The following is a 23,695-nucleotide window of genomic DNA, read 5'->3' on the forward strand; positions in this document are numbered from 1 at the left end:
TACGGAATGGCGCACTTCTGGAACCGGTCCGCCCCAATGCGGTTGTCGCTTGATCCCTTGAACAGCGCTATTTCGGCGCGATGCCCAAGATGTGTCGGAAATCCGATCTGCCGTCGAAGCCTTGCCGGTTCTGCGGTCGACCGATGGTTTGGTGGAAGGCATGGGCGAACACAGGGGAAGCCGTACGGTAGTACCCCGCGCAATGCCGGAGCTCAGCAAGAGCCGGTCACCGTAGCGAAGTTTCCGGTGTGAGGGGCGACGAGCGGGCCTAGCGCGCGCGGTTGACATTGGTGCTCGAAGTAGCAGAATTCTTGACGGCGACGCAGCAATCGCCAGCGGGGTCAATGACTTAACCCTCCAGGCTTGACGATGTCGGCCCCGCATTTCGCTCACCGTTGGAAATTCTGGATATTTTAGCGTGCGCTGATGTCCGCAGCACGCTCAGGTTGCTTATTGTCAGCAATGTGGCAATCGGGTGACAGACTTCGGGTGGCGGTTCATGTATTTAGAAGCCATTGAATTACGAGGAACCATTCGTATGAAGAACCTTCTTCTTGCTTCGGCGGCTCTTGCCGTCATCAGCGCTCCTGCTTTCGCGGCTGACGCAGTCATCTATGACCCGGCACCGACCGCTCCCATCGTTGCCTCGGTCTATGACTGGTCTGGCGCTTACATCGGTATCCAGGGCGGCTATGTCTGGACTGATCTCGAATTCCCGGCGGGCTTCGGCCTTGCGGACGAGAATTTCGACGGCGGCACTTTGGGTGCCCACGTCGGACTGAATGCTCAGAACGGCAATCTGGTCTACGGCGTTGAGGCCGACATAAACTACACGTGGAACGAGAACGAGTATGTCCTCTTCGGTGACACGTACGAAGTGGGCACGGATTGGTCTGGTTCGCTTCGTGGCCGTCTTGGTTACGCTTTCGACCGCACGATGATCTATGGCACCGCCGGTCTTGCGATTACCAACGGCTTTGTCGAGGGGCCCGGTGTGGATGAGTCTGAAACGCTCACTGGCTACACTGTCGGCGCGGGCGTTGAGCATGCCTTTACGGACATGATTTCGGCTCGGGTCGAGTATCGCTATTCTGACTATGGCAGCGACGATTTCGGCCTGGGTCTCGGCGACTTTGACGTCAATGAACATGCTGTCCGCGTCGGCGTCAGCTTCAAGTTCTAAGCATATTCCTGAGCCACACTCAGCACTCAGGGCCGGGAGTAATCCCGGCCTTTTTTCATTGACAACAAGTTCGGCAAGGTTTGTCTCAATCACCTGCCGCAACCTCAACATGCTGATAATCGGGCAGGGGCCCTTGCAGAGATCTCGCCTCGTCCCAAGACGCGCGCAGCCTGGATTTCCTCTGGGGCGGTCAGGATGACAGGCATCGCCTTCGGCTGGATCGGCGCCACGATGGCGTTCGGATGACCCAACCATCGAAAGCATACTGAAGACCTCAGATCTGGATCCATTGGGCAATCGTCGCGATGATCGCCGCCCAGTGGGCCACGTCTGGCGCTATCCCACGCACCCATAATCCGCTGCTTCCCCCATCGCCCTCTGACCTGCTTCTGCATATGGTGCACAACTACAATGGGATGGCGATCGGTTGCCTCGTCCTCGTCCGGATTGCGCTGCGGTTGTCGCGGAGCACCGTGCGCCAACAGGCTCGCCGCACTCCGATGGAACTGGCAGCGCTCGCGGTTCACTGGGGCATATACGCCTCCCTGGCCGCACAGGCCGCGACGGGGTTCATCGCCTCGTATCTGTGGGGGCCGGCCGCAGGCATCCACAAGGCGATCTGGAACGTCACCCTGACGCTCGTCACACTGCACGTGACGGCTGCTGCCTGGCATGGCGTTCGGCGCGACGGCGTGGTCGGCCGGATGCTGCCCTTTCGGGCAAAAACGATCAGCGGCGAGCGTCAGCGTCCCGTTCGTTGAGGAGGTCGTGGCGTCGACGGATGTCATCCGGCCATTGCGCCTTGATGTAGGAAAGCACTGCCACGATCTCTTCGTCGTCAAGCACGCCTTCGAACGCAGGCATCCGCGTCTTGTAGTCCGGCAGGTTCGCCGCGACCTCCACGCCAACCTTTGTGATGTCAAAGAGAAGTCGATCGTGGTGATGCCAGGTGTGCCCGGTTGCGTCGTGCGGTGGTGCGAGGGCAAAGCCTTCCGCGTCGCGGCGCTGCCAGTCCTCTGCCTGACCTTCCAGCGACGCGCCGTGACAGGAAGCGCAATGGATGGTGTACAGCTTCGAGCCTATGGCAACGACCGAGGCATCGTCCGGCTTCAGGATTCCGGGGGGCGAGGATCGGGCCATCCACCACACACCAAGAGCGACAGCAATCGCCGAACCCGTCGCAATCAATCCGATGGCACGGAGCCTGATGCGCCGCATCCAGGACCGCTCGTGCTCCAGGCTGCAGCGCTTATGTCGCCCGAGCAGATCAAGCCGTCCTCTCCAGCACGCTGAACTGGAACGCCTGCATCGACCCCGAAGGGGTCTGATGCTCATGACGCAAACCGTTCACGAGCCTGAACCGGGCCCCAGCGTCTCGACAAGGGTCTCAGGGCTGTAGCGTTGCACTGGCAGCCCGCTGCAACATTCCCGGCCGTCAAGGGCGAAGGTCGCGATGATGGCGTGTCCAGCGTCGACAAGCGCGGAGTGGAGCGTCTCGATATAGGCGGCGCGGTCCACCTTGTCGGTGAGAAAGTGGAAGGCTGCACGATCATGCCAGACGTCATATCGCCGTCCGGGCTTCCAGCTTGTCACGTCAGATACGATCCACTCGACGCGATCAGCCTCCGTGCCCATCGTCATTTGCGATCGGGCTATTGCCTCAGCGGAAAGGTCGAGCACCGCGACGTGCCCGAACCCCAGTCGAAGAGCATGGGCGGCCAGGCGAGAGGCCCCGCCACCCACGTCGATCAGCGAATCCTTCGGTCCCGGCAAGGCCTTGATCAGATCCAACGAGACCGTCGGTGTCTCCTCGAACCAGCTGACGCCGGCCTCGCCCTTTTTGACATAGGCGTCATCCCAATGTCGGCGGTCGACGAGATTGCTGGGATGCACAGCCGATCTCCTACTCGCGGTTCTTCTTCAGCCAGTCCTGCATTTCCGCGATCTCGCGTTCCTGCGCGACGATGATCGCCTCGGCCAAAAGCTTCGTGTCGGGATCAGTGCCATGTTCGAGCGCGACCTTCGCCATGTCGATCGCACCCTGGTGATGCGGGATCATCTTGAGACGGAAGTCGACGTCGGCGTTGCCCGTATATTCGACGGCCATGCTCTGCATCATGTCCATATCGGCCTGCTTGTAGGCTTTGGTGGACTTGGGGTCGCCCTCGTCGGGCATCATCGATTCCATCATGGACTGCATCTGGTCCATGTTCATCATCATGCCGCCATGGGCTCCGTGGTTCATCTGCGCCCAGGCGACTGCTGCCACCGTGGTCAGCGCGGCTGCCGCCGCGAATGTCTTCAACGTCTTCATGGTAGTCTCCTTCGAGATCCTGCCGGGGACCGTCGACGATAGCCTGGCGGGCCTGGACTCCGTCCGGGGGACGGCATTTGACCAAAGTCCGCCTTCCAGCAGGTGGAAGGTCAAGCCCAGGATAGTGCTTGACCTTCCAGTGACTGGAGGCGCGAACGTACGCCATCAGGAACCGGAGGCAACGACGATGCCCTCTCATGACCCCCATGCCCCTCACGCACCCGCGCCGCACGCCGAAGGAGAGATTGTGCGCGATCCGGTATGCGGGATGACGGTCGACGCGGGGGCAGGCAAGCCGAGCGCCGAGCACGGCGGACGCATGTTTCACTTCTGCAGCGCTGGCTGCCGCACCAAGTTCATAGCTGAACCGGAGTCCTTCCTGACTGCTACCGATCCGGTCTGCGGCATGGACGTGGATCGCGCGTCCGCTAGACACTTCCATCGCCACGAAGGCGACAAGTTCTATTTCTGCTCGGCGGGCTGCAAGGGCAAGTTCGAGGCCGAGCCGGCGCGCTATCTCGGTGATCGGCCCGCCCCGGCGCCGATACCCAAGGGCACGCAGTACACCTGCCCGATGCACCCCGAGATCGTGCGCGACAAGCCCGGCTCCTGCCCGATCTGCGGCATGGCGCTCGAGCCGATGGGCGTGCCGACAGGCGACGAGGGTCCGAACCCTGAACTGGTCGACTTCACGCGCAGGTTCTGGGTCTCCGCTGTCCTGTCGCTGCTATTGCTTGTCATCGCTATGGGGCCCATGGTCGGCCTGGCGGTGCGCGACTGGATCGGCGAGCCGATTGCCGCGTGGCTTGAGTTCGCGCTTGCGACGCCCGTCGTGCTGTGGGCCGCCATACCCTTCTTCCACCGTGGCTACGAATCCTTCGTCAACCGCAGCCCGAACATGTGGACGCTGATCTCGATCGGCGTCGGCACGGCCTATCTCTACAGCGTCGTCGCCACCTTCTTTCCCGATCTCTTCCCGCATCAGTTCCGGGGGCATAGTGGATCGGTCCCCGTCTATTTCGAGGCGGCCGCCGTCATCGTCGCGCTAGTCTTTCTTGGCCAGGTGCTGGAGTTGCGGGCCCGCGAGCGAACCGGGTCGGCGATCCGCGCCCTGCTCGACCTCGCGCCGAAGACCGCACGCCGGATCGCCGCTGACGGGACGGAATCCGACGTTCCGCTGGACGAGGTCAAGCAGGGAGACCGCCTGCGCGTGCGGCCTGGCGACAGCGTTCCCGTCGACGGCAAGGTCATCGAGGGCCGGACGTCGATCGACGAATCCATGATCACGGGCGAGCCCGTGCCCGTCGAGAAGACGCCAGGCGACGCGGTCACGGGAGGAACGCTCAATCGCAACGGCACGCTCGTCATCGCTGCCGAGCGCGTCGGGTCCGAGACGATGCTGTCGCGGATCGTCGAGATGGTCGCCAAGGCCCAGCGATCCCGCGCGCCGATCCAGGGATTGGCCGATCGTGTTTCCTACTATTTTGTCCCCACCGTGGTGCTCGTCGCCATCCTCGCCTTCGTGGTGTGGGCACTGTTCGGTCCCGAGCCCAGCATGGTGTTCGCTATCGTGTCGGCGGTGTCCGTCCTCATCATTGCCTGTCCCTGCGCGCTCGGTCTTGCCACCCCGATGTCGATCATGACCGCGACCGGGCGCGGCGCCCAGGCGGGCGTGCTGATCAAGGACGCGGAGGCGCTGGAACGCTTCGCCAGCGTCGACACGCTTATCGTCGACAAGACGGGTACGCTGACGGAAGGCCGCCCGAGACTGACGGACGTCGTTGTGGCCGAAGGATTCGATGCAGGCCAGCTTCTGTCACTTGCCGCCTCGCTCGAGCGCGGTTCGGAACATCCGCTGGCCGAGGCCATCGTCGAAGGCGCGTCGGAGCGCGGTGCTATGGTGCATACGGCATCCGAATTCGAGGCGGTCACGGGCAAGGGCGTCAGTGGCACCGTGGAGGGCCGGAAGGTGGCGCTCGGCAATGCCGCCATGATGGCGGACCTTGGCGTCGGCATCGACAGCGTCGCCGAGCAAGCCGATGCCATGCGCGCCGAGGGCAAGACGGCGATGTTTGTCGCAGTCGACGGCACGGCCGCCGGCTTCGTCGCGGTAGCCGATCCGGTCAAGGCAACGACCGTGGAAGCGATCCGTGCCCTGCACGACACGGGCCTTCGCATCATCATGGCCACCGGCGACAATGAGCGCACCGCAAGGGCCGTCGCATCGAAGCTCGGCATCGACGAGGTGTGCGCCGACATGCTGCCGGACGGCAAGCAGCAGCTCATCGAAGAGCTCCAGGCAAAGGGGGCGAAGGTCGCGATGGCGGGAGACGGGGTCAACGACGCGCCCGCGCTGGCTGCCGCAGACGTTGGCATTGCCATGGGCACGGGCGCGGACGTCGCGGTCGAAAGCGCGGGCATTACTCTCGTGAAGGGCGATCTCAACGGCATCGTACGGGCGCGCACGCTCGCCCAGGCGACGATCCGCAACATCAAGCAGAACCTCTTCTTCGCCTTCGTCTACAACGCGCTCGGCGTGCCTGTCGCGGCGGGCATCCTCTATCCCGTCTTCGGCACACTGCTCTCGCCCATGATCGCGGCGGCCGCGATGAGCCTCTCGTCCGTATCCGTCATCGCCAACGCGCTCAGGCTGCGCACCGTGCGGCTCGGCTGAACCCATCAAGGAGAACTCGCCATGAACATCGGCACCGTCTCGGTAAAGTCCGGCCTCCCGGCGAAGACCATCCGCTACTACGAAGACATCGGGCTGATCAGGCCGGATCGCCGCGACAACGGCTATCGCGACTATTCCATGGAGGACGTGCATCGCCTGCGCTTCCTTCAGCGCTCGCGCAGCCTGGGCTTCTCGGTGGAGGAATGCAGACAACTCCTATCCCTCTACGGCGACGGTGAACGTGAGAGCGCTGAGGTGAAAGCCATCGCCACGACCAAGCTCGGCGAGATCGAACGGAAGATCGCTGAGCTTCAGGGCTTGCGCGACATGCTGCAGCACCTCGTGGCCACCTGCCACGGCGATCACCGCCCCGAATGCCCAATCATCGACGGCCTGTCGGGTCGAGCTCATGCTCACTAGCCGTCGCACTGGTGAGAGGTAAGGCACAATGATGCACCAACAGGACGGGAGCCAGTCTGCGGTGAACAGGCGTCGCTCGCTCTCGAACACCCCGGAGCTCCCGGTGGCGATGTTCTCCTTCCTGTTGCACTTCGTCTGGGAGTTCCTGCAGGTGCCGACCTATGCGGGCATGGCGGAGATGGCGCACTGGCAGGGCGTCAAGCTCTGCACGTCCGCGACCATCGGCGACGTCGGTTTTGCCCTGACAGCATTCTGGACTACCAGTCTCGTCGCGAGGACACGTCACTGGATTGGCAACCAGGTCGCGCTTTCGGTTCTCGTCTTCCTTGGAACGGGGATCGCGCTGACCGTCGGCTTCGAGTTCTACTACACTCAGATTACCCACCGTTGGAACTATTCGGACCTGATGCCGCTCGTGCCGCCATTCGGGACGGGCCTGAGCCCGCTCCTCCAGTGGATCGTGATACCGACGGTGGTCCTGTGGCTCAGTCAACGAAACCTGGAGGGCGGCGCTGCGCCTCCGATCCGAGGACGGACCCGATGATGGAATACGGCATGAATGGCGGCATGATGTGGGGCATGGGACTATGGGGCCTCGTCGGCCTCGTGGTCGTCGCGCTCGTGATCGCCGCCCTCGTGAAATACGTGTTCTTCAGATAGGAGACGGACGATGAAGAAGTTTAACAGACTTGTCCGCGCCGCGGCCTTCACAGCCCTGGCGCTGATCAGCCAGGCGGCTTGGGCCGCGGGATCGATCGAGGTCCTGAAGTCCGCCTCTTGCGGATGCTGCGTGGCGTGGGGCAATCATATGAGGGAAGCAGGTTTTACGGTCGCCGAGCGCGACCTGCCGCTGGCGGACCTCAATGCCGCAAAGGTGGAAGCTGGACTGAAGCCCGGCCAGACGTCCTGTCATACGGGGATGATCAACGGCTACGTCATTGAGGGCCATGTGCCCGCGCGCGACGTCAAGCGCCTGCTCGAAGAGCGGCCGGATGCGATCGGGCTGACGGTTCCCGACATGCCTTACGGTTCGCCGGGCATGGGCGACATGGCCGATGCCGATCCGTACGACGTGCTCCTTCTCAAGCGGGACGGCTCGACCGAAATCTATGCCAGCTATCGCTGAGGCGGGAGCGACGTCGTCCCCGCCTTGCGGCCATGCGCACTGAACCTCAGCGCGTTACCCAGCACGAACACGCTGGAAAGCGCCGCACCCGCCGCCAGTGCGGGTGAAAGGAGGAGACCGTAGGCCGGATAGAGCTCCCCTGCCGCCACGGGGATCAGCGCCGCGTTGTAGGCGAAGGCCCCGAACAACCCTTGCATCGTACCCGATGCCCTCGACTGACTTTCGCAGGGCGGCAGCCTTCGCGCTGCACGTAACCGTCGCCCGTTTCCTCGCCAGGTTCACGTTGGCGGTTGGTCACGCCCGGGACGGCAGCAGGCACTCGATCGACCCTGCGGATGCAGGACGCGCAGGTCATGCCCTCGATGGCGATGGTGTGCACTCTGGCGTGCTCGGTCAGGTAAAGCGGCGCGTTCAACGGCATTCTTTCCGGTCGGATTCAGTGGTCGCCGCGGCAGATGGGCTTTCCAGCCCGCTGGAGGGTCAAGGTCAAGACGATGAAAAATCGTGCTTGACCTTCCAGAGACTGGAAGGCGGATGAAGGGCGCATCTGCTCAAACCATGAAGGAGACCCGGATGCGATTCCACATCGAGAACATGACCTGCGGCGGCTGCGCCCGGAGCGTTACGAAGGCCGTCGAAGGCGTCGACCCGAAGGCGAGGGTCGATGCCGATCCCGTCACGAAGACGGTGACAGTCGAATCCTCTGCCTCGACCGACGCCATCTCCAGGGCGCTCGCCGATGCCGGCTACCCGGCGTCAGCGGCGTGAATGCCAGCTCCGTCCCGTCCGGAACTATCTCCGCGGCGGGACGGTTTTTTCCGAACGAAAGGATCGGCGAATGTCATCTGCTACACAACGTAAGGCCGAACTCTACCGGATGGTCACCCCAGAGCACACCTGCCCGTGGGGCCTCAAAGCGCTCGACCTCTTGAAGCGCGAAGGATTCGATGTCGATGACCATCACCTGACGTCCCGCGCCGAGACCGACGCCTTCAAGGCCGAGCACAAGGTGGAGACCACACCCCAGACCTTCATCGATGGCCGCCGCGTTGGAGGCTACGACGATCTGCGGGTTTGGCTCGGCAAGGAGGTGAAGGACAAGGACGCTGTCACCTATACGCCCGTCATTGCGCTCTTCGGCATGGCGTTTGCCATGGCTCTGGCAGCCAGTTGGTCGGCATACGGCAGCTTCGTGACCGTGGCTGCCGCCGAGTGGTTCGTGGCCTTCGCCATGTGTCTGCTCGCACTCCAGAAGCTGAAGGACGTCGACGGGTTCGCGACGATGTTCCTCAACTACGACCTGCTTGCGCAGCGCTGGGTTCCCTACGGACGGGTCTACCCTTTCGCCGAGGGGCTTGCAGGCGTGCTCATGGTCTCCGGCGCGCTGATGTGGGTATCGGTCCCGGTCGCGCTCTTCATCGGCGGCATCGGCGTGGTGTCGGTCTTCAAGGCCGTCTATGTCGACAAGCGCGAACTGAAGTGCGCCTGCGTCGGAGGCGACAGCAACGTTCCCCTCGGGTTCGTGTCGCTGACCGAAAACCTGATGATGGTCGGCATGGCCATCTGGATGATCCTCAAGCCTGCGGGCCTGGGGCACTGACATTGAGATGACCGAGATGGAGCACGATCACCGGAAACACGAAATCCGCGGGCACGGCCGCCCCTACTTCATGTTCTGGGTGAACATGATCCTTGGACTCGCCCTGATGTATGTCGTGATGTTCACGATGATCGACGGCTTGGAGGACTTCAGAAACAACCTGAACATGTTCTACATGGCAGTGACCATGTGGGCGCCGATGGGCATCTTCATGCTGGCGACCATGCCTGGCATGTTCCCGAACCGACCGGCGAACATCGCGCTCTACGTCGCCTTCGCGCTTCTGACGGCAGGCTCCTTTTGGGCGACCCGCGAGCAGGCACTGATCGACGACCGCCAGTTCATCGCCTCGATGATCCCGCATCATTCCGGCGCGATCCTGATGTGCCGGGAGGCCAGCATTTCCGATCAGGAACTAGTGACCCTGTGCGACGAGATCACAAAGACGCAGCGCGAAGAGATCGACCAGATGGAGGCGATCGCAGCGCGGCTGCGCTGAGCTCTTCCCGCGCAGCGGCCCGGCTGCCGATTAGACCTGACCGGCTCCATTTGGTTGTCCGAAGTCAGGGCTATTGCTGCCTGTTGTTGATTTAGTTCCAGCGTCTGCGTCGGGGGTAAAGCACCTTGCTGCCACCACCGCATTGAGGGCGCATTCCGTCGGAACTGGTTGATCCTATGAAGGGCAGCTCTCTCAACGTAGGTGCCAAAACCCGACAGTCAGTTTACCACCCCATTGCCGAAGTCCGAAGACAGCCGCGTTTCCAACCGGGCGGAAATCGATTTCCGTCGCTGTTAGGGCCGGAGGCGGACAGGCTGCCTTTTTCCCGGCGACGAAGAGCCCGCGGATTTGGCTTGATGCGTTGCCGATCGATCGCACAGATCGATACAATTGAAGCGCCGCGGTTAATCTAGCAGATCGGCAGGGCGTGGTAATTGTTGCGGATGCTTGAAGACGTCTATCTCTTCTTTAACGAACACGCATCGCTCGCGGCTGCGCTTGGCTTGGCCGCAATAGCAGGCGCTATGGTGGAAAAGCTGCGAGCAGACCACGCGCGTCAAAAGTGGCGGTCTCACAATCAAAGCAAATGGAATAAGGAACGCGGCAAAAACAGTCCTTCCTGGCCACCATTGCAGCAAGCTCGGGGTGCAGTTCCCGCGAACGTTATGGATGCGGCCGACCAGCTGCGGATTGTCATGAGCGCGGAGTTCGCCAGCCAACCTCTATTGAACCGCAGCGAAGTGCGCGTGTTCAAGGAACTCGATCACATTGTTCTTGACTACAATCCGCTCTGGCAGGTCATGGCTCAGGTCTCGTTAGGGGAAATCCTCCGCACTAAGGACAAAGCCGCCTTTAGTTGCATCAATTCCAAGCGTGTCGATCTGCTGTTGGTCGATGAGCACTGTCACCCGCGGCACGTCGTCGAGTACCAAGGAATTGGCCATCATCAAGGAACAGCGGCCGCCCGTGATGCGGTAAAGAAGGAAGCACTGCGCCGCGCTGGCATCGGATATCACGAGGTCGTCGCCGGTCATACCAAGCCTTCGGATTTGCGGCGTCTGGTGGAGAGACTGGTCGACAAGCAAACAGCACTCGACGTTAGTGACGAGTCGACGCGCGGCCCTAGCGAGGTTCGGCCTTCGATCGAGATTTCATCACCTCTTCCCGAGGCTCGTCCGCCCGCATAGCTGGCATACGATTTCGCGGTTCGGACCGTCATCGTAATCAATCGCTTCACGAGCGGATTCGAGAACAGCTAAGCTCATTCCCATGAACACTCTCGGAATTATCTCCGATACGCACGGGCTCCTGCGCGAAGAGGCCATCAGGTTGCTCTATGGTGTGGACCACATCATCCACGCTGGTGATATCGGTGAGCCGAACATCCTCCAACGCTTGGCAGCAATTGCTCCAGTATCGGCAATTCGCGGCAATATCGAGGTTCAGCCGTGGGCCTCATCCTTGCCCGACACGATCCAAACGACCCTGTTTGGCCAGAAGATCTACGTGATCCACGATCGCAACGAACTTGCAATTGCTCCAGCGGAAATGGGCATTGACCTTGTGATTTCAGGTCATTCTCACCGCGCCAGCGTCGAAAAGTTGAATGACGTTCTGTACGTCAATCCCGGAAGCGCTGGCCCGCGCAGGTTCAGGCTCCCTATAACCTTGGCAACTATCGAGATTGCCGGTGGCCAGCTGTCACCTAATATTCGTGAACTCTTATAAGCTCGATCCCTAACGAATTTGCGTGACAGGATCGGGGCCGTCACCGGACAGTCCGGTTATGGTGAGAACACCAAAATAGCTGCCTTCGAATGTAAGCTGATTTCAACGACGAGTTCCGACCCCGAGTCAGTCCTTCAGGCCGGGTTATGCAACACCCGCAACCTGCCGTTTATGCAGCAAGTGATTTTAGGCTTGAGCCGACAGTTAGTTGACAGGCAGCAATTGGGTCCACTTCTTCAAATGCTGCAAGCGGTCCACTTCTCTTGAGAGTCTGCACCGGTAAATATCTCAACGCTCTCCAATCGTCCTTCGCACCTCCTCTGGCGCTAGCCGCAGATTACGGGCGTTTCCGTTATTGCATTACAAACGCTTTGGTGTTCATTTCAACTAGGGAAGCGGGGGAGTGATTTGATCCGGTCGACGCTGCTTGATGCAGATGGTCGCCAAATCCTAATCAGCAACGATTTCGGCGACTACGCAATTATTTCGAACGACGAGTTCCGATCCTACGAAACGGGTTCGGAAACCGCTCTTTCGACTGAGCGTCTACGTGACCTTGAAGCGCGAGGACTAGCGAAGGCTGATCATCAGCGCCCTCGTAGCAAGCTAGAAGAAGCCGCTTTCAATACCCGAAAGTCCTTTGCGCTGGAGGGACCCTCACTCCATATTTTTGTCGTAACTCTTCGCTGCGACCATAGCTGCCAGTATTGCCAAGTATCCCGCGCTAACCTGAGCGCACCCGGCTTTGACATGACCAGCGAAACTGCCGCATTGGCGGTCGACCGGGTCTTCGAGTCTCCGTCTTCCACGTTGACCATCGAGTTCCAGGGGGGGGAGCCGGCCCTCAGGTTCGATCTCGTTCGCCGGATTGTCGAGCTCGCGGAAAATCGGAACCTCACGGAGAATCGCACACTTAGCTTTGCTATGGTCTCGACGCTGCACCATTTTAGCGATGACGACCTAGCATTCTGCCGGGATCATGAAATTCGTCTCTCGACGTCGATTGACGGTCCGTCAGTACTGCATGACAGGAACCGTCCCAATCCTGACCGAAACGCATGGCTCCAGACAGTCGAGGCCCTGGACAGGGCGAGAGCGGTCCTTGGCCACGAGGGTGTGAGCGCCTTGCCCACCATCACAAGGGAGGGTTTGTCCGACCCTAGAGGCCTTGTCGATCAATATCGCGATCTTGGTTTCCCCACGATCTTCCTGCGTCCTATCAGCCCATATGGGTTCGCGCTCAAGACGCGGAAAGCCATTGGCTACCGTATGGAAGATTTTCTCAGATTCTACGATCAGGCGCTGGACTACATCCTCGAGCTGAATGCGAACGGGGAGGCCTTTGAAGAGACCTATGCCGCCATTCTCCTGCGTCACATTCTGACGCCGTTCCATTCCGGCTATCTCGATCTGCGTTCTCCCACCGGCACGGGATTGGGTGTGCTCGTCTACAATTACGACGGACGGGTGTTTCCGGCCGACGAAGCACGCATGGCTGCGCAAACAGGCGACCAGCGGTTTACGATGGGGACCGTGGCGGATTCCTTCGACACGCTCATGGCCTCCCCCGCGATGCAATGGCTCATGAAGGGGGCAGTTTCGGAGCACCTGCGTGGCTGTCGCGATTGCGCCTTCGTTCCATATTGTGGATCGGACCCTGTTTTTCATGCAACCGTGCAGGGCGATCCGGCAGCCGACCGTCGGGACAGTGAGTTCTGCCAGAAGCATATGCATATCTTTCGGGGACTTTTTCGTCGCGTGGCGGAAGCGGAGCCGGAAACCATGCGGACATTCATCGCCTGGGCTATGCGGAAGCCGCGTGATGAAGTTCACGTCAGCGGATGGGTCGATCGATGAGGCAGCCCATCGGCCTTCATACTCATGCTGACGTGCGCGGCGTTGAGGGCGTACAGATTCTCAAGGTTCTGGCATCCGACGAAGCACTGAGGGGTGAATATGACTGTCGGAACGTGCTGGTATGGGAAGCCGACCTTCCCGGTGCGGCAGGTTCTATCAACGGCCGTTCGGACCGCGGGGTCTCGATCGCTAATGTTCGGGACAAAAGGGTAATTCAGCCGGGTGACATCGTCCGGCTTCGACAGGGCTCATCGCTGGTCTCGGTGGTTTATCGTCGCGGATCGAAGGCTAACACATTGTTTGCCACCGAACGATGCAACAGCCGATGCGTGATGTGCTCACAGCCGCCGCGCGACGACGACGATTCTTGGCGGGTGGCCGAGCTTGAACAGACGATCTCGCTGGTGGACCGGAATGAAATCCAGCTTGGCATAACAGGAGGAGAGCCAACGTTGCTGGGTTCCGATCTCGGCCGTCTCGTCGATGTCACCGCCCATTGTCTACCGGACACGACGCTGCATGTGCTGACCAACGGACGCCTGTTTCAGCACCGGCTGTTCGCATCAGACATCGCGGCCCGCCGGCCCGATCATGTCGTCTGGGCAGTGCCGCTCTATGCGGACGTCGCTCAGATTCATGACGAGGTCGTCGAGGCACCTGGCAGCTTCCACGAGACGTTGGACGGCCTCTATGAACTGGGGCGATTGGGAGCACGAGTGGAGATACGGGTCGTCCTTCATAAGATGACCGTAGGGCGGCTGCCACAACTTGCGTCCTTCATCTACAGACGCCTTCCCTTTGTCGAGCATGTCGCTCTCATGGGGCTCGAGCCGATGGGCTTTGCCAAGCGAAACCGCGACCGACTCTGGATCGACCCGGTCGATTACATGCCAGCATTAGAGAGCGCGCTGTTCCACCTCCTCAATCGAGGCATGACCACGTCCATTTACAATCTGCCACTGTGTGTCCTTCCGAGCCATTTATGGCCATTTGCGGAACAATCTATTTCCGATTGGAAGAATCTTTATCCTGATGAATGCGAAGGGTGCGCGGTAGTTGATCGCTGTGCCGGATTCTTCGCGTCTGCAGGCTCGGCCTGGCGGAGCCGCGCGGTGTATCCAATGAAGGCGGAGGAGGTCGCCGTATGAACTGGAAGCATCGTCTCGCCTTTCTTCTTGGGGCCGCGAGCCCATTCGCAATCAGCGACACGGCATATGCGAAGGTAGTGGACGACGATGCGGCAATATCATTGTCGCCGACCACTTTCGCAGAGGAGAAGGTGGTCTACTGGGCGGATCCCGCGCGGCTGACGAGCGCTCTACAACTCGCTCAACATCGAAGCCATCGCAGCCACAGTTCGCATCGATCCCACAGTTCCCACCGTTCCCACTACTCGTCGAGCGGCGGCTACAGCGTTCCGCGAACTGTCGCGCCGGCACCGAGCTTGCCGCCAGTCACGCAATCGGCGCCACCTTCGCCGAGTGTTGCGCCGCTTGATTCTCCACCTTCTTCATCGCCGTCGATTGTCACACAGCCACGGCTTGGAACCGGCGAGGCCACTGCCACAACGCCTGTGCAGCAACCTCAACGTATGGGACAGGCGGAAGTTATGGAGATCGTCCGGCGAGTTCAGCTGGCTCTGCTTATGCGCGGCTATGATCCAGGACTGGCTGATGGCGTCCTAGGTCCCAAGACTCAGGAAGCGTTGCGGCAATATCAAGCAGCAGCAGGGCTTACCATATCGGGCCATCTCGACGCTGCGACCCTCGACGGACTAGGTGTAAGATAGTCCGACGAGCTGTCACTGACGACCTGCCGCCTCCGAAGCTCCCTTTTTGGACGACTAGGTCGGATATCCGAGGCCGGCAACATCGCGAGACGGATTTGCCGGGAAATTACGTCAATGACCTGAGGCTCCACTTCTCCGGTTTGAGGGAGATGCCGGGTTTTATTTGCTCTGATCCCAGCAGCTTGATGCAATGATCCAATCGCTCAGTCGCTTTTGCGCTGGCGTTCGCGTTGAAGCGCATCCGAGAATGCGGAGGCCAGGATGCCGGTCGGCATGGCGATCAACCCGATGCCGAGAAGTGCTGTGGCACCGGACAGGATACGACCGATGCCGGTTAGCGGCACTACGTCTCCATAGCCGACAGTGGTCAGCGTCGCGATGGACCACCACATCGCGCGCGGAATTGAACCGAACGCCCCCTGCTGGCCATCACCTTCAACGATGTAGAGCAAGGTGGATGAGACAAGAAGTAATACGCTTGCGATCACAACGCTCATTGCCAGCTCGTACTTTCGATCGCGCAGAGCGTCTATGATTGCCATTAGTGCCTTCGAGAAGCGACCAAGCTTTGCCAGCCGCATGATGCGAATGAGCCGGAACAGTCTAAGGAGAAACGCTTCTGAGCCAAGAAACCCAAGGAAGAGTGGCAACAGCGCGAACAGGTCAATGAGCGATGTAAACTTCAACATATATCGCACTCGACCGCGGGCACCCCGATAGCGGCAATCTTCTGCCGCAATCCACACCCGAGCCAAATATTCGATCGCAAATATTGTTGTTAGGACAATCTCAACCCCTGAAAAAATCGTCGTCTTGCCGTCATGGAGCGCAACCTCGCTCTCGACAACGGCAACCAACGCTGCGAAGCATATTGACGCCATGACAGCCTTGTTGATCGGCGACAAGCCAGGCCGCGTCCAAGCACGAGGCTCCAAGTGTATATAAAGACTGTGACGAATTGCGTCGAGCATGGCTTCATCTGACCACAGAACCGTTCATAACGTCTTATTCTGGATTGCGTGGCGACTTTGGGCCTTTCAGTCCCGAAGCAACGTTGCATCGGAACTCGGCCGCACCATCGGAAAACTCCTGAACGGAAGGAGCAAAGTCTGTTTCTAAGCAAGTTTGCCTGGACGTCCGCGATGGGGCGCGTTGCTGTCGAAGCTCAGCGACCACCCGAATGGCCGCTTTCGTGATCCCATCGCCCGGGACCGGTCGAGCAGGAATTTACCCCGGTCAGGCCGTCGGCGTCAGCCGGCGTGGCACGCCGGGAAATCTTTTCCTACCGACGCCTTCGGGGCCGTTAGCGGACTGGCCGCTTTCAGGGCCACCAGCGGAATAGCGGTCTCCGCCCCGAACGGTTCCATCAAAGCTGCTCGAATCTGCCGGGTGGGAAGCTTGGTTTGGCGGGCCGGTCACCGGCCGGCAAGACCGGCCGCGATCTCTATCCATCCGCCGATATTCTGGCGCCCATTTTGCTGGGCGAAGTCATAGGCGAGGCAATGACTGGACAACGTCACCACCGAGTTGGATGTGGGTGCGGCAAACCACAGGACGTTCGGCGGGATGGCGAGGGTGTAGTCCTCGTATTTGCGCCAAACATCGCCGATCTTCTCGCACAGGAATATCTTTCCGTCCGCCTTGTAGACGCCCATGCTGGCGAGGGGGTCGGGGCCTCTACGCGACAACTTGCCATCCCGATTGCGGACGCCGTGGATGAAGACGGTGAGCAGGCCGTTACCCTTGACTATGCTTCTGGCGATTTCGTAGCGCACCCAGCGGCGCAGATGGGTTTCGGCACCCGCGAGGACGCAGGTCACCGATGTACCTTCCAGCCCCTGGCGCAAAAAGCGCTTTAGCGCGTCGGCGCTTTCCTTGCGCGAGGCTTCGAAGACGCTCGAGTCGAAGAAGCCGACGGACTTACGGGTTTCGGGTTTGACGACCCAGGAGTTCCTCACGTTCCACGCCCGCCAGACATCGGGCTTATAGTGATAGGAAAAAAACGTGTGGCGTGCCATGCGATTTCCGCGTCGTTGAACTTGGCTATGGATGTAACGGTGTGGATAGATGCTCGGTGGTTGACGAAATCCATGGCGGCATCCAAGAATTAGAGAAATATATTTTCTCCGATTCCTTGGTTTCAGACAATGGCGCTGTCCGTCGAAATAACTGCATTCTGCCGCAAGTTCGCGCGTGACATGGCAGAGGGCACGGTGGCGATTTTCGCCGGTGCAGGCATGTCGGCCGGCGCCGGCTTCGTCGACTGGAAGACGCTATTGGCTCCGTTCGCTGAGGAGCTCGGGCTGAGCATCGAACGTGAAAGCGACAACCTGGTGCGCTTTGCCCAGTTCTCGCTCAACCACAAGCAAGGCAATCGCGCCCATCTCAACGACGCCCTGATCACCGCTTTCCCTTCACTGGCGTCACCGTCGGAGAACCACGCGATCCTTGCTCGCCTGCCGATCAGGACCTATTGGACAACCAACTACGACAAGCTGATCGAGACGGCGCTAACGGACGCGCGCAAGACCCCCGACGTCAAGCATGTCGATAGCCAGTTGCCTGTCACCAAGCCCAAGCGCGACGCGATCGTGTACAAGATGCACGGCGACGTGGACCATCCGCAGGATGCGGTGCTCACCCGAGACGACTACGAGGCCTACGGCGGCAAGCACTTGGGCTTCGTCAACGCGCTGGTGGGCGACCTGACCGGCAAGACCTTCCTCTTCATCGGGTTCAGTTTTTCGGACCCCAACCTCGATCATGTGCTGTCGCAACTGCGCCTGCGCTACCAGACGGGACAGCGTGAGCACTATTGCTTCGTTCGCGTACCGCAGAAAGACACTTACGACAGCGACGAGGATTTCGCCTATGCCAAGGCGCGCCATCGCCACATGGTGATCGATCTCAAGCGCTACAACGTGACCGCGCTCGAGATCGGAGACTATGCCACGATCACCGAGGCGCTGAAGACGATTGAAAACCTTTATCGGCGGCGCCTGGTTTTCGTGTCCGGCAGCGCGTCCGATTTCTCGCCCTGGGGGGAGATGGCGGTCAATGCCTTCTTCCGCGACCTTGGGTCGATCCTGATCGACAACGACTTCCAGATCGTCAGCGGCTTCGGGCTTGGGGTGGGCAATTCGCTGATCAGCGGCGCGATCGAAAAGGCCTATGCCAGAAAGAACACGCGGCTCGATAACTTCCTGCAGGTCCGTCCCTTTCCCCGGGATATCGCCGATGCCGACGAGCGGGCCGCGATATGGCACCGCTATCGGCAGGAATTGCTGTCGCTTCCGGGCATTGCCTTGTTCTTTTTCGGCAACAAGGAAGTCGGGGGCAAGATCGTGCCGGCCGACGGAGTCCGCAAGGAATTCGAGATCGCACGGGCTCAGGGCGTTGCGGCGGTCCCGGTTGGTGCCACCGGGTCCATGGCCGATGAATTGGCCGCGGAAGCGCTGGCGAGCCCCGCCGGTCTGTCCCAGGCAATGCTCGCAGCGATCACTGCACTCAACCAACCCATCGCGGACCTCAACAATCTGCTGCAACCCACCATCGATGCCGTCAAGGCGCTCGCGGCCGAATAAGACCGCCCAACCCCAAAGGCCCCGATGGCATTCGCTCAATCGACACTCCTGTCCGAAGCCTCCCGAACCGTCTTACGCAAGTCGATCGACGAGGCAGTCCGGCAGGGATCTCCGACCGCGTTCCTTTCGCATAGTCATAGGGACGCCCTTCTCGCCAAGGGTCTGCAGGCCCGCTTGAGCCGGCTGGACTGGGACGTCTACATCGATTGGGAAGACACGGCGATGCCCGACCGGCCGAGCGTCGTGACAGCAGAAAGGATCCGCCGCAAGATTGTGCAACTCGATCTCTTCCTGTTCCTGGCCACGCAGAATTCCATGACCAGTCGCTGGTGTCCGTGGGAGCTCGGTTACGCCGACGGCAAGAAACCCAATTCGTCCATCCTGATCGTGCAGACCTCCGACAGCAGCGGCACCTACGGTAGTGAGTATCTCGAGCTTTACCGCCACCTGGACGAGGCATCGGGGGGTGGGGTGGCTCACTTCGACAAGTCCGGTAACGGACGCATGCTGCGGGGGACCGCACGGCCCTGACGCGGGAGCGGGGAGCGAGGAATATTGGAGGAGAAAGCGATCATGACGGTTCGACGCGTGTTTTTCAGTTTCCACTACGAGCGGGACGTGCGGCGCATCCAGCAGGTCAGGAACTCTTGGGTCGTCCGGGAGAAGGGGGCAGCGCCGCCCTTTTACGACAAGGCCGAATTCGAGGAGGCCAAGCGCAGGGCCGGCGGGATCAGGGCGTGGATCGACGAGCAGATATCGGGATGTTCGGTAACCGCGATCCTTTTCGGCTACCAAACCTACGATCGCGAATGGGTCCGGTACGAAATCGCCAAGAGCGTCGAGCGCAAGATGGGCATCATTGCCATTGACATCCATAACGTGAAGGATCCGGTTTCGGGTGCCGATTACGCCGGCCGCAATCCACTCGAGCATTTCGGGTTGCAGCGGACCTATCCGTCCTACGATTGGGTGTACGACGACGGCTATGCCAATATCGGCACCTGGATCGAGAACGCAGCTCAAGCCGCGAACCGGTGACGCCATGACCAACCTGACGGCGAGCCTGCCGCTCCCTCATGATGACTTCGCCGCTGGCTTTCGCGTCGGATGGGAGGCGGTGTGTGGAGACGGGGTGCCGTTGCCGCGCGTCCTGCCGATGGCGCCGCGCTTGACGACGATGGGCTACAGCCTATTCACGCTGGGCGTACGCGCGGGTGTAGAAGCGGCCACCGGCGTCGAAGACCTCGACGACATCGGCTTGCGTCCATAGCGCTGCGCCAAAAGGGAAAAGCGAATGACGCTGATCTTCAAATACGTTTCCGAAAGTGTCATCGGGCACGTCTTCGCCCGCGACGGACATGTCGGCATCAAATGTTCCCTGCCGCAGGATTACAACGACCCCTATGAGCTGTTTCTCGGCATCGACCTCGGTCAGGGATCTGAACTCCTCGCGACTTACAGTGATGTTGTGGGGGTAGTCCCTTCGCAGCTGACGACATGCTTTTCCAGGTCCCCGGTCGTGGCCCCGATGTGGGCTCATTATGCCGACAACCACCGGGGCTGCGTGATTGGCCTCGACGTGACCGCGTTACAGGATGCTTTTCCGGATCTGCTGGTGCGGGACATTTCCTACCGCGAGGGCCCGCACGAAGACCTTGTGCGGTTTACGCAGATGGCGGCCTATCGGAAGAAGCCCAGGGACGCCATGGCGCTCCGACATGCCGTGACCTATCAAAGCTACTTCTCGAAATATCTCGAATGGAGCTACGAACAGGAGGTTCGGGCGGTCAATTTCGAGGCCTATGTCGAGGATGTTGGCGGCCACAAGGTCCTTTTCGTTCCCGGCTCATGCGTGACCGTGGTGATCGCGGGCGCCAAATCCACCGACGCGATGATGGCGGCCTTGCGCGCGGCGGCGGCCGAACTCGACGCCGATCTTTACCGCGAAAGGATCGGCCGTAGCTTTCCGACACCCTATCTGGTCGACGAGGCCGATACGACCCGCATATTCGTCGACGGCGGCATCGCGGTTCCGGTCGGAAGCTGCGCGGAATGCGGAGAGCCGCTCAGAGCGGCGGGCAAGTTCTGCCCATGGTGTGCCATCGATGACGCCGACCGGCTGAACGCGGCGAGAAGCAACCCGTTCAGGATTCTGGACGGTCATGGGCTGCTCGATGACTATTTTGGGAATTTCCCGCACCGGCCGCGCGTTCCCTACAGGTAGCTGGCGCGACTGGCCGCGTGCCCTACGGCACGGTCTTTCTGGATCGTCGCGCGCCGCCGTTGCCGAGGCCATGGCGTTTGCCATTTGTCAACGGGGCGCCCCTAGCCAGTACTGGTTTTGAAGGACCTGAAACTAGGGGCCGTCCAGCACCGCGGCACCGGCCTCTGGATCGAGATGGCAACGATAGGTGATTTCGCAGACCTCTCGGTACAGTAGCCGAGGAATAAGCCCAAGTGTCTCGGTCAATCCGCTCAAGCGGACCAACTGCTTTCCACCCATGTTGGACTAATGGTGAACAACCTGCGCATGCCCGCTTTTGGGTTCCGATCAATCTAGCCTGAACGACGGGAATGGGGGCGCAAAGCTGAAGGTGGCGTACGTCTGCCATTTATTCCGGATGGATGTCATGCGGCATGCCCGAGCCGGGGTCGTGGTACTTTTCGAGGTCGATTGCGAGGGTGCCAGGATGTGGGCCTCTTTAGCGGTTTTGAATGCCCGCCGTTCGGCGCGGTCCGCTTCCGAGCGTTCGAGGAAGACCATCCAATCCTGACGCGCGGCAAGATGCTTTGGCGCGCCGTAATCGCCCGCCACCGATCAAGTAGAATGTCGGCGGCTTGGATCGCGTTCGTCACTGCGCCGGCCAATCCGCCGCGTTGCTGCAAGAAGACACGTGCAAGGCGATCAAAGCCTCGCTCGTCTATCAGTCTGCCTCTAGGGTGCGGACCCTAGTACTCGCTACAGACCACAAAGCGCGCCGTGTTGGACACAGTAAGCACTGATTACAACCGATTGCCGTTAGTCACGACCGTCGTGGAAATCGAAAAAATAGGCCGACGGGACCCTCAAAATTCGCCCTTGGCCGCTGATTCTCCCATCAGCGTACGTGACCGACTCGTGTCTGCCCCGTGAGGCGTGGTGCGAGTTGCCGTCGTCGATCCCGCCATTCGAGCCCTTAAGGGCCTGCTCTAAATAACATTTACAGAATCTACAAACCGCTTACTGTAAAGATAAAGTTTACAACTCTATCGCCAAAACATTCGTTCTTATAATCTGTCTTTTCCAAATCAACAATATGTTTGATTGACTTTTTCTGATAAAAATCACGTTGGTGGCGCAGCTTTCAACATTATGGGAACTCCACAATGCGCACTGCCCACATTTACCGCCAGCATATCGATCCCGAGCCCACGGGCGAGACTTTTTGGTCCGAGTTTGGAGAGATCAGGACACGCATCATCAAAGCTTTGCTTCCATACCAACCCGAATGGCCATTCCTCCGCTATGTGCGAGGAAAGCACGCCGGCTTTGAGGACATTCTCCACGTCAGTCAAGTACCGGACTTGGCCGCTCTTTCAATCGATCGAACCGTGGTCGAACGATGGGAAAGAGCAACCAGGCACGAAGAGCTGTCTGACTCGGCCATCTCATTTGTGTCTGCAGAATTTCAGGAACTCGTGCTGGCGGACGTGGTCTGCGCGACCGCGCTCTTCAATTATGAGGTGGATCTTGAGCCGTATAGCTTCCGTCTACCGCACTACATCTTCCCTCAGGATGCGCGGTTCGATCTATTGCGCTTGATGGCTATCGCGAAGCCAGACCACCTCGATCGGAGCGAGCTGAGCTCTGTGCACGCCGGATTTCAGCAAACGGCGGAGGAATGGTCATGCTGAGCCGATCCGCTGTAGCTGGTGCGCAAGCGGACGAGCGATGCAGTGTGACTCGCGCATCTGGAATTCCGACCTAACGCTACGCTGCCTCAAGCTATGCTGACAAGCCGCTCAGAGCGTCATCGCGAGTTAGCAAACGAAAGGCTTCGTGTCTCGTTGCGATACTGCGACCTACCCTTCACGTCATAAGCTTTGCCGGCGGCGCCTCGGCAAGGTTCTGTCAGCGACTTTTCGCCCAGCGAAAGTGATCTGTTTTTATGGAAAACGAAATGGAGAAACCAAATGGACTGGGGACTCCCGGATTGGCGCAGCCCAGCAGCATACGGGAAAACCGAGACCTGGCCGGACTACCGATGGCGTTGGGAATTTGCGCGCCGGCGCCAGGATGTTCGCCAAGAGTTCTGGGCCTATGCCGAGCAAACATACGAGTATCTGAGGCAGTCTCCCGACTATGCCTCGATAACCAAGGAGGAAGGTAGGACTCCTAACGAGCCTGGTTTCTGGGCGATGGTTCCAGGAAGACCACGCTTTGGGATGGTCGGGATTCCCAATCCCTCAATCGCTGACCATCCGAACCTAAGCGGTCTTTTCTCAAAGGACTACGGTTCGTTTTGTGTCGGTCGGGGCGAGGGTTGGCCGGACGACTACTTCCCTCCATTGCTGGATGTGCCTGAAGGCACGGTCGCGATTGTGTTCAGCTTGAACCGACCACATCGCGCGCAGCTTGCTCAAGCAAAAGCAACCCTAATGCAGTTTGGGAGCCCACCACAGCGGCGCAGGCACGCTGCGGTATGGCTGCAATATCTTCGGATCTTAGACGCCAGAGAAGATCGCGCTTCATTTGCTGCCATCGCTAAAATCGTTCTTCGGCGCGACCCGGAAAGGCAGGAAAGTGCGGTGCAAGCGGCCCGGCAAAGCTGGCTGCAAGCGCGGAGACTAATGTCCAGTTGGCCAATTTAGAAGTTTGTGCGCCAGAGCCAAAACTGTGATCGATAGGTGGCGTCCACCGCGCCAGCAAGGCGCTTTTTGG

At 60.1% G+C, this 23,695-nt stretch carries 26 protein-coding genes and 1 pseudogene; 21 read left to right on the plus strand and 6 right to left on the minus strand.

Annotated features, from left to right (window positions below; translation table 11 throughout):
• Nucleotides 1-89: 89 nt before the first annotated feature.
• The 3 genes from PZ895_RS10435 (at nt 90) to PZ895_RS10445 (ending at nt 1,944) form a co-directional block, all read left to right on the plus strand.
• A complete protein-coding gene (locus PZ895_RS10435) occupies nt 90-191 on the plus strand; it encodes a DUF2256 domain-containing protein (RefSeq protein ID WP_275838959.1) in 102 nt (33 codons plus the stop codon).
• A 347-nt stretch (nt 192-538) separates the two neighbouring features.
• Entirely contained in the window at nt 539-1,183 is a 645-nt protein-coding gene (locus PZ895_RS10440; RefSeq protein WP_275838960.1) for an outer membrane protein, read from the plus strand.
• Between the two features lie 278 nt (nt 1,184-1,461).
• Nucleotides 1,462-1,944, plus strand: a complete 483-nt coding sequence (locus PZ895_RS10445) for a cytochrome b/b6 domain-containing protein (RefSeq protein ID WP_275839030.1) — start codon at nt 1,462-1,464, stop codon at nt 1,942-1,944.
• On the opposite strand, the gene PZ895_RS10450 is transcribed toward PZ895_RS10445, so the two are convergent.
• The 3 genes from PZ895_RS10450 to PZ895_RS10460 form a co-directional block, all read right to left on the minus strand.
• Nucleotides 1,913-2,401: a cytochrome c gene (locus PZ895_RS10450; protein ID WP_275838961.1), complete on the minus strand. Its 489-nt coding sequence runs from the start codon at nt 2,399-2,401 to the stop codon at nt 1,913-1,915. The genes PZ895_RS10445 and PZ895_RS10450 overlap by 32 nt on opposite strands.
• A 129-nt stretch (nt 2,402-2,530) precedes the next feature.
• Nucleotides 2,531-3,076 carry a class I SAM-dependent methyltransferase gene (locus tag PZ895_RS10455; RefSeq protein ID WP_345803524.1) on the minus strand — a complete coding sequence of 182 codons (546 nt, stop codon included), beginning with the start codon at nt 3,074-3,076 and terminating at the stop codon, nt 2,531-2,533.
• 10 nt (nt 3,077-3,086) lie between these two features.
• Nucleotides 3,087-3,497, minus strand: a complete 411-nt coding sequence (locus tag PZ895_RS10460) for a DUF305 domain-containing protein (RefSeq protein WP_275838962.1) — start codon at nt 3,495-3,497, stop codon at nt 3,087-3,089.
• Nucleotides 3,498-3,684: 187 nt separating this feature from the next.
• Here PZ895_RS10460 and PZ895_RS10465 point away from each other — a divergent pair, with 187 nt between their 5' ends.
• The 4 genes from PZ895_RS10465 to PZ895_RS10480 all read left to right on the plus strand — a co-directional run bounded on the left by PZ895_RS10465 (nt 3,685) and on the right by PZ895_RS10480 (nt 7,717).
• Nucleotides 3,685-6,171 carry a heavy metal translocating P-type ATPase gene (locus tag PZ895_RS10465; protein ID WP_275838963.1) on the plus strand — a complete coding sequence of 829 codons (2,487 nt, stop codon included), beginning with the start codon at nt 3,685-3,687 and terminating at the stop codon, nt 6,169-6,171.
• A gap of 21 nt (nt 6,172-6,192) precedes the next feature.
• A complete protein-coding gene (gene cueR / locus PZ895_RS10470) occupies nt 6,193-6,591 on the plus strand; it encodes a Cu(I)-responsive transcriptional regulator (protein ID WP_275838964.1) in 399 nt (132 codons plus the stop codon).
• A gap of 109 nt (nt 6,592-6,700) precedes the next feature.
• On the plus strand, nt 6,701-7,135 hold the full coding sequence (locus PZ895_RS10475; protein WP_275839031.1) for a hypothetical protein: 435 nt from the start codon (nt 6,701-6,703) through the stop codon (nt 7,133-7,135).
• A 126-nt stretch (nt 7,136-7,261) separates the two neighbouring features.
• Entirely contained in the window at nt 7,262-7,717 is a 456-nt protein-coding gene (locus PZ895_RS10480; protein ID WP_275838965.1) for a DUF411 domain-containing protein, read from the plus strand.
• Here PZ895_RS10480 and PZ895_RS10485 read toward each other — a convergent pair.
• A pseudogene (locus PZ895_RS10485) lies at nt 7,708-7,911 on the minus strand (hypothetical protein); the annotation flags it as partial. The gene PZ895_RS10480 and the pseudogene PZ895_RS10485 sit on opposite strands and share 10 nt — an antisense overlap.
• A gap of 379 nt (nt 7,912-8,290) precedes the next feature.
• On the opposite strand from PZ895_RS10485, the gene PZ895_RS10490 reads away from it, so the two are divergent.
• The 7 genes from PZ895_RS10490 (at nt 8,291) to hxsC (ending at nt 14,549) form a co-directional block, all read left to right on the plus strand.
• Nucleotides 8,291-8,485: a heavy-metal-associated domain-containing protein gene (locus PZ895_RS10490; protein WP_275838966.1), complete on the plus strand. Its 195-nt coding sequence runs from the start codon at nt 8,291-8,293 to the stop codon at nt 8,483-8,485.
• A gap of 70 nt (nt 8,486-8,555) precedes the next feature.
• Nucleotides 8,556-9,317 (plus strand): glutaredoxin, encoded by a 762-nt coding sequence (locus PZ895_RS10495; protein ID WP_275838967.1) that lies wholly within the window; start codon nt 8,556-8,558, stop codon nt 9,315-9,317.
• A gap of 7 nt (nt 9,318-9,324) precedes the next feature.
• Nucleotides 9,325-9,816 carry a DUF305 domain-containing protein gene (locus tag PZ895_RS10500; RefSeq protein ID WP_275838968.1) on the plus strand — a complete coding sequence of 164 codons (492 nt, stop codon included), beginning with the start codon at nt 9,325-9,327 and terminating at the stop codon, nt 9,814-9,816.
• 443 nt (nt 9,817-10,259) lie between these two features.
• Entirely contained in the window at nt 10,260-11,003 is a 744-nt protein-coding gene (locus PZ895_RS10505) for a DUF2726 domain-containing protein (RefSeq protein WP_275838969.1), read from the plus strand.
• 82 nt (nt 11,004-11,085) lie between these two features.
• Nucleotides 11,086-11,544 (plus strand): metallophosphoesterase family protein, encoded by a 459-nt coding sequence (locus PZ895_RS10510; RefSeq protein ID WP_275838970.1) that lies wholly within the window; start codon nt 11,086-11,088, stop codon nt 11,542-11,544.
• Nucleotides 11,545-11,952: 408 nt separating this feature from the next.
• The gene (gene hxsB / locus PZ895_RS10515; RefSeq protein ID WP_275838971.1) at nt 11,953-13,401 is read left to right on the plus strand and encodes a His-Xaa-Ser system radical SAM maturase HxsB; all 1,449 of its coding nucleotides are present in this window, start codon (nt 11,953-11,955) and stop codon (nt 13,399-13,401) included.
• Nucleotides 13,398-14,549 (plus strand): His-Xaa-Ser system radical SAM maturase HxsC, encoded by a 1,152-nt coding sequence (hxsC, locus tag PZ895_RS10520; protein WP_275838972.1) that lies wholly within the window; start codon nt 13,398-13,400, stop codon nt 14,547-14,549. Before hxsB ends, hxsC begins: the two co-directional genes overlap by 4 nt.
• A gap of 844 nt (nt 14,550-15,393) precedes the next feature.
• Here hxsC and PZ895_RS10525 read toward each other — a convergent pair.
• Both PZ895_RS10525 and PZ895_RS10530 read right to left on the minus strand, forming a co-directional pair.
• Nucleotides 15,394-16,095, minus strand: coding sequence for a potassium channel family protein (locus PZ895_RS10525; RefSeq protein WP_275838973.1), 702 nt, complete (start codon nt 16,093-16,095; stop codon nt 15,394-15,396).
• A 510-nt stretch (nt 16,096-16,605) separates the two neighbouring features.
• A complete protein-coding gene (locus tag PZ895_RS10530) occupies nt 16,606-17,208 on the minus strand; it encodes a TIR domain-containing protein (protein ID WP_275838974.1) in 603 nt (200 codons plus the stop codon).
• Nucleotides 17,209-17,337: 129 nt separating this feature from the next.
• Between PZ895_RS10530 and PZ895_RS10535 the strand changes: the two genes are divergently transcribed.
• The 7 genes from PZ895_RS10535 (at nt 17,338) to PZ895_RS10565 (ending at nt 23,625) form a co-directional block, all read left to right on the plus strand.
• On the plus strand, nt 17,338-18,774 hold the full coding sequence (locus PZ895_RS10535; protein ID WP_275838975.1) for an SIR2 family protein: 1,437 nt from the start codon (nt 17,338-17,340) through the stop codon (nt 18,772-18,774).
• A 24-nt stretch (nt 18,775-18,798) separates the two neighbouring features.
• A complete protein-coding gene (locus PZ895_RS10540; protein WP_275838976.1) occupies nt 18,799-19,305 on the plus strand; it encodes a toll/interleukin-1 receptor domain-containing protein in 507 nt (168 codons plus the stop codon).
• Nucleotides 19,306-19,347: 42 nt separating this feature from the next.
• Entirely contained in the window at nt 19,348-19,812 is a 465-nt protein-coding gene (locus tag PZ895_RS10545; RefSeq protein WP_275838977.1) for a TIR domain-containing protein, read from the plus strand.
• Between the two features lie 4 nt (nt 19,813-19,816).
• Nucleotides 19,817-20,044: a hypothetical protein gene (locus PZ895_RS10550; protein WP_275838978.1), complete on the plus strand. Its 228-nt coding sequence runs from the start codon at nt 19,817-19,819 to the stop codon at nt 20,042-20,044.
• A gap of 24 nt (nt 20,045-20,068) precedes the next feature.
• Nucleotides 20,069-20,998, plus strand: coding sequence for a DUF2971 domain-containing protein (locus PZ895_RS10555; protein WP_275838979.1), 930 nt, complete (start codon nt 20,069-20,071; stop codon nt 20,996-20,998).
• A 1,142-nt stretch (nt 20,999-22,140) separates the two neighbouring features.
• Nucleotides 22,141-22,668, plus strand: a complete 528-nt coding sequence (locus tag PZ895_RS10560) for a hypothetical protein (RefSeq protein WP_275838980.1) — start codon at nt 22,141-22,143, stop codon at nt 22,666-22,668.
• 279 nt (nt 22,669-22,947) lie between these two features.
• Nucleotides 22,948-23,625, plus strand: a complete 678-nt coding sequence (locus tag PZ895_RS10565) for a hypothetical protein (protein WP_275838981.1) — start codon at nt 22,948-22,950, stop codon at nt 23,623-23,625.
• The last annotated feature ends 70 nt before the right edge of the window (nt 23,626-23,695 follow it).

The sequence above is a fragment of the Mesorhizobium sp. YIM 152430 genome (genome assembly GCF_029210365.1).
GTDB lineage: Bacteria > Pseudomonadota > Alphaproteobacteria > Rhizobiales > Rhizobiaceae > Aliihoeflea.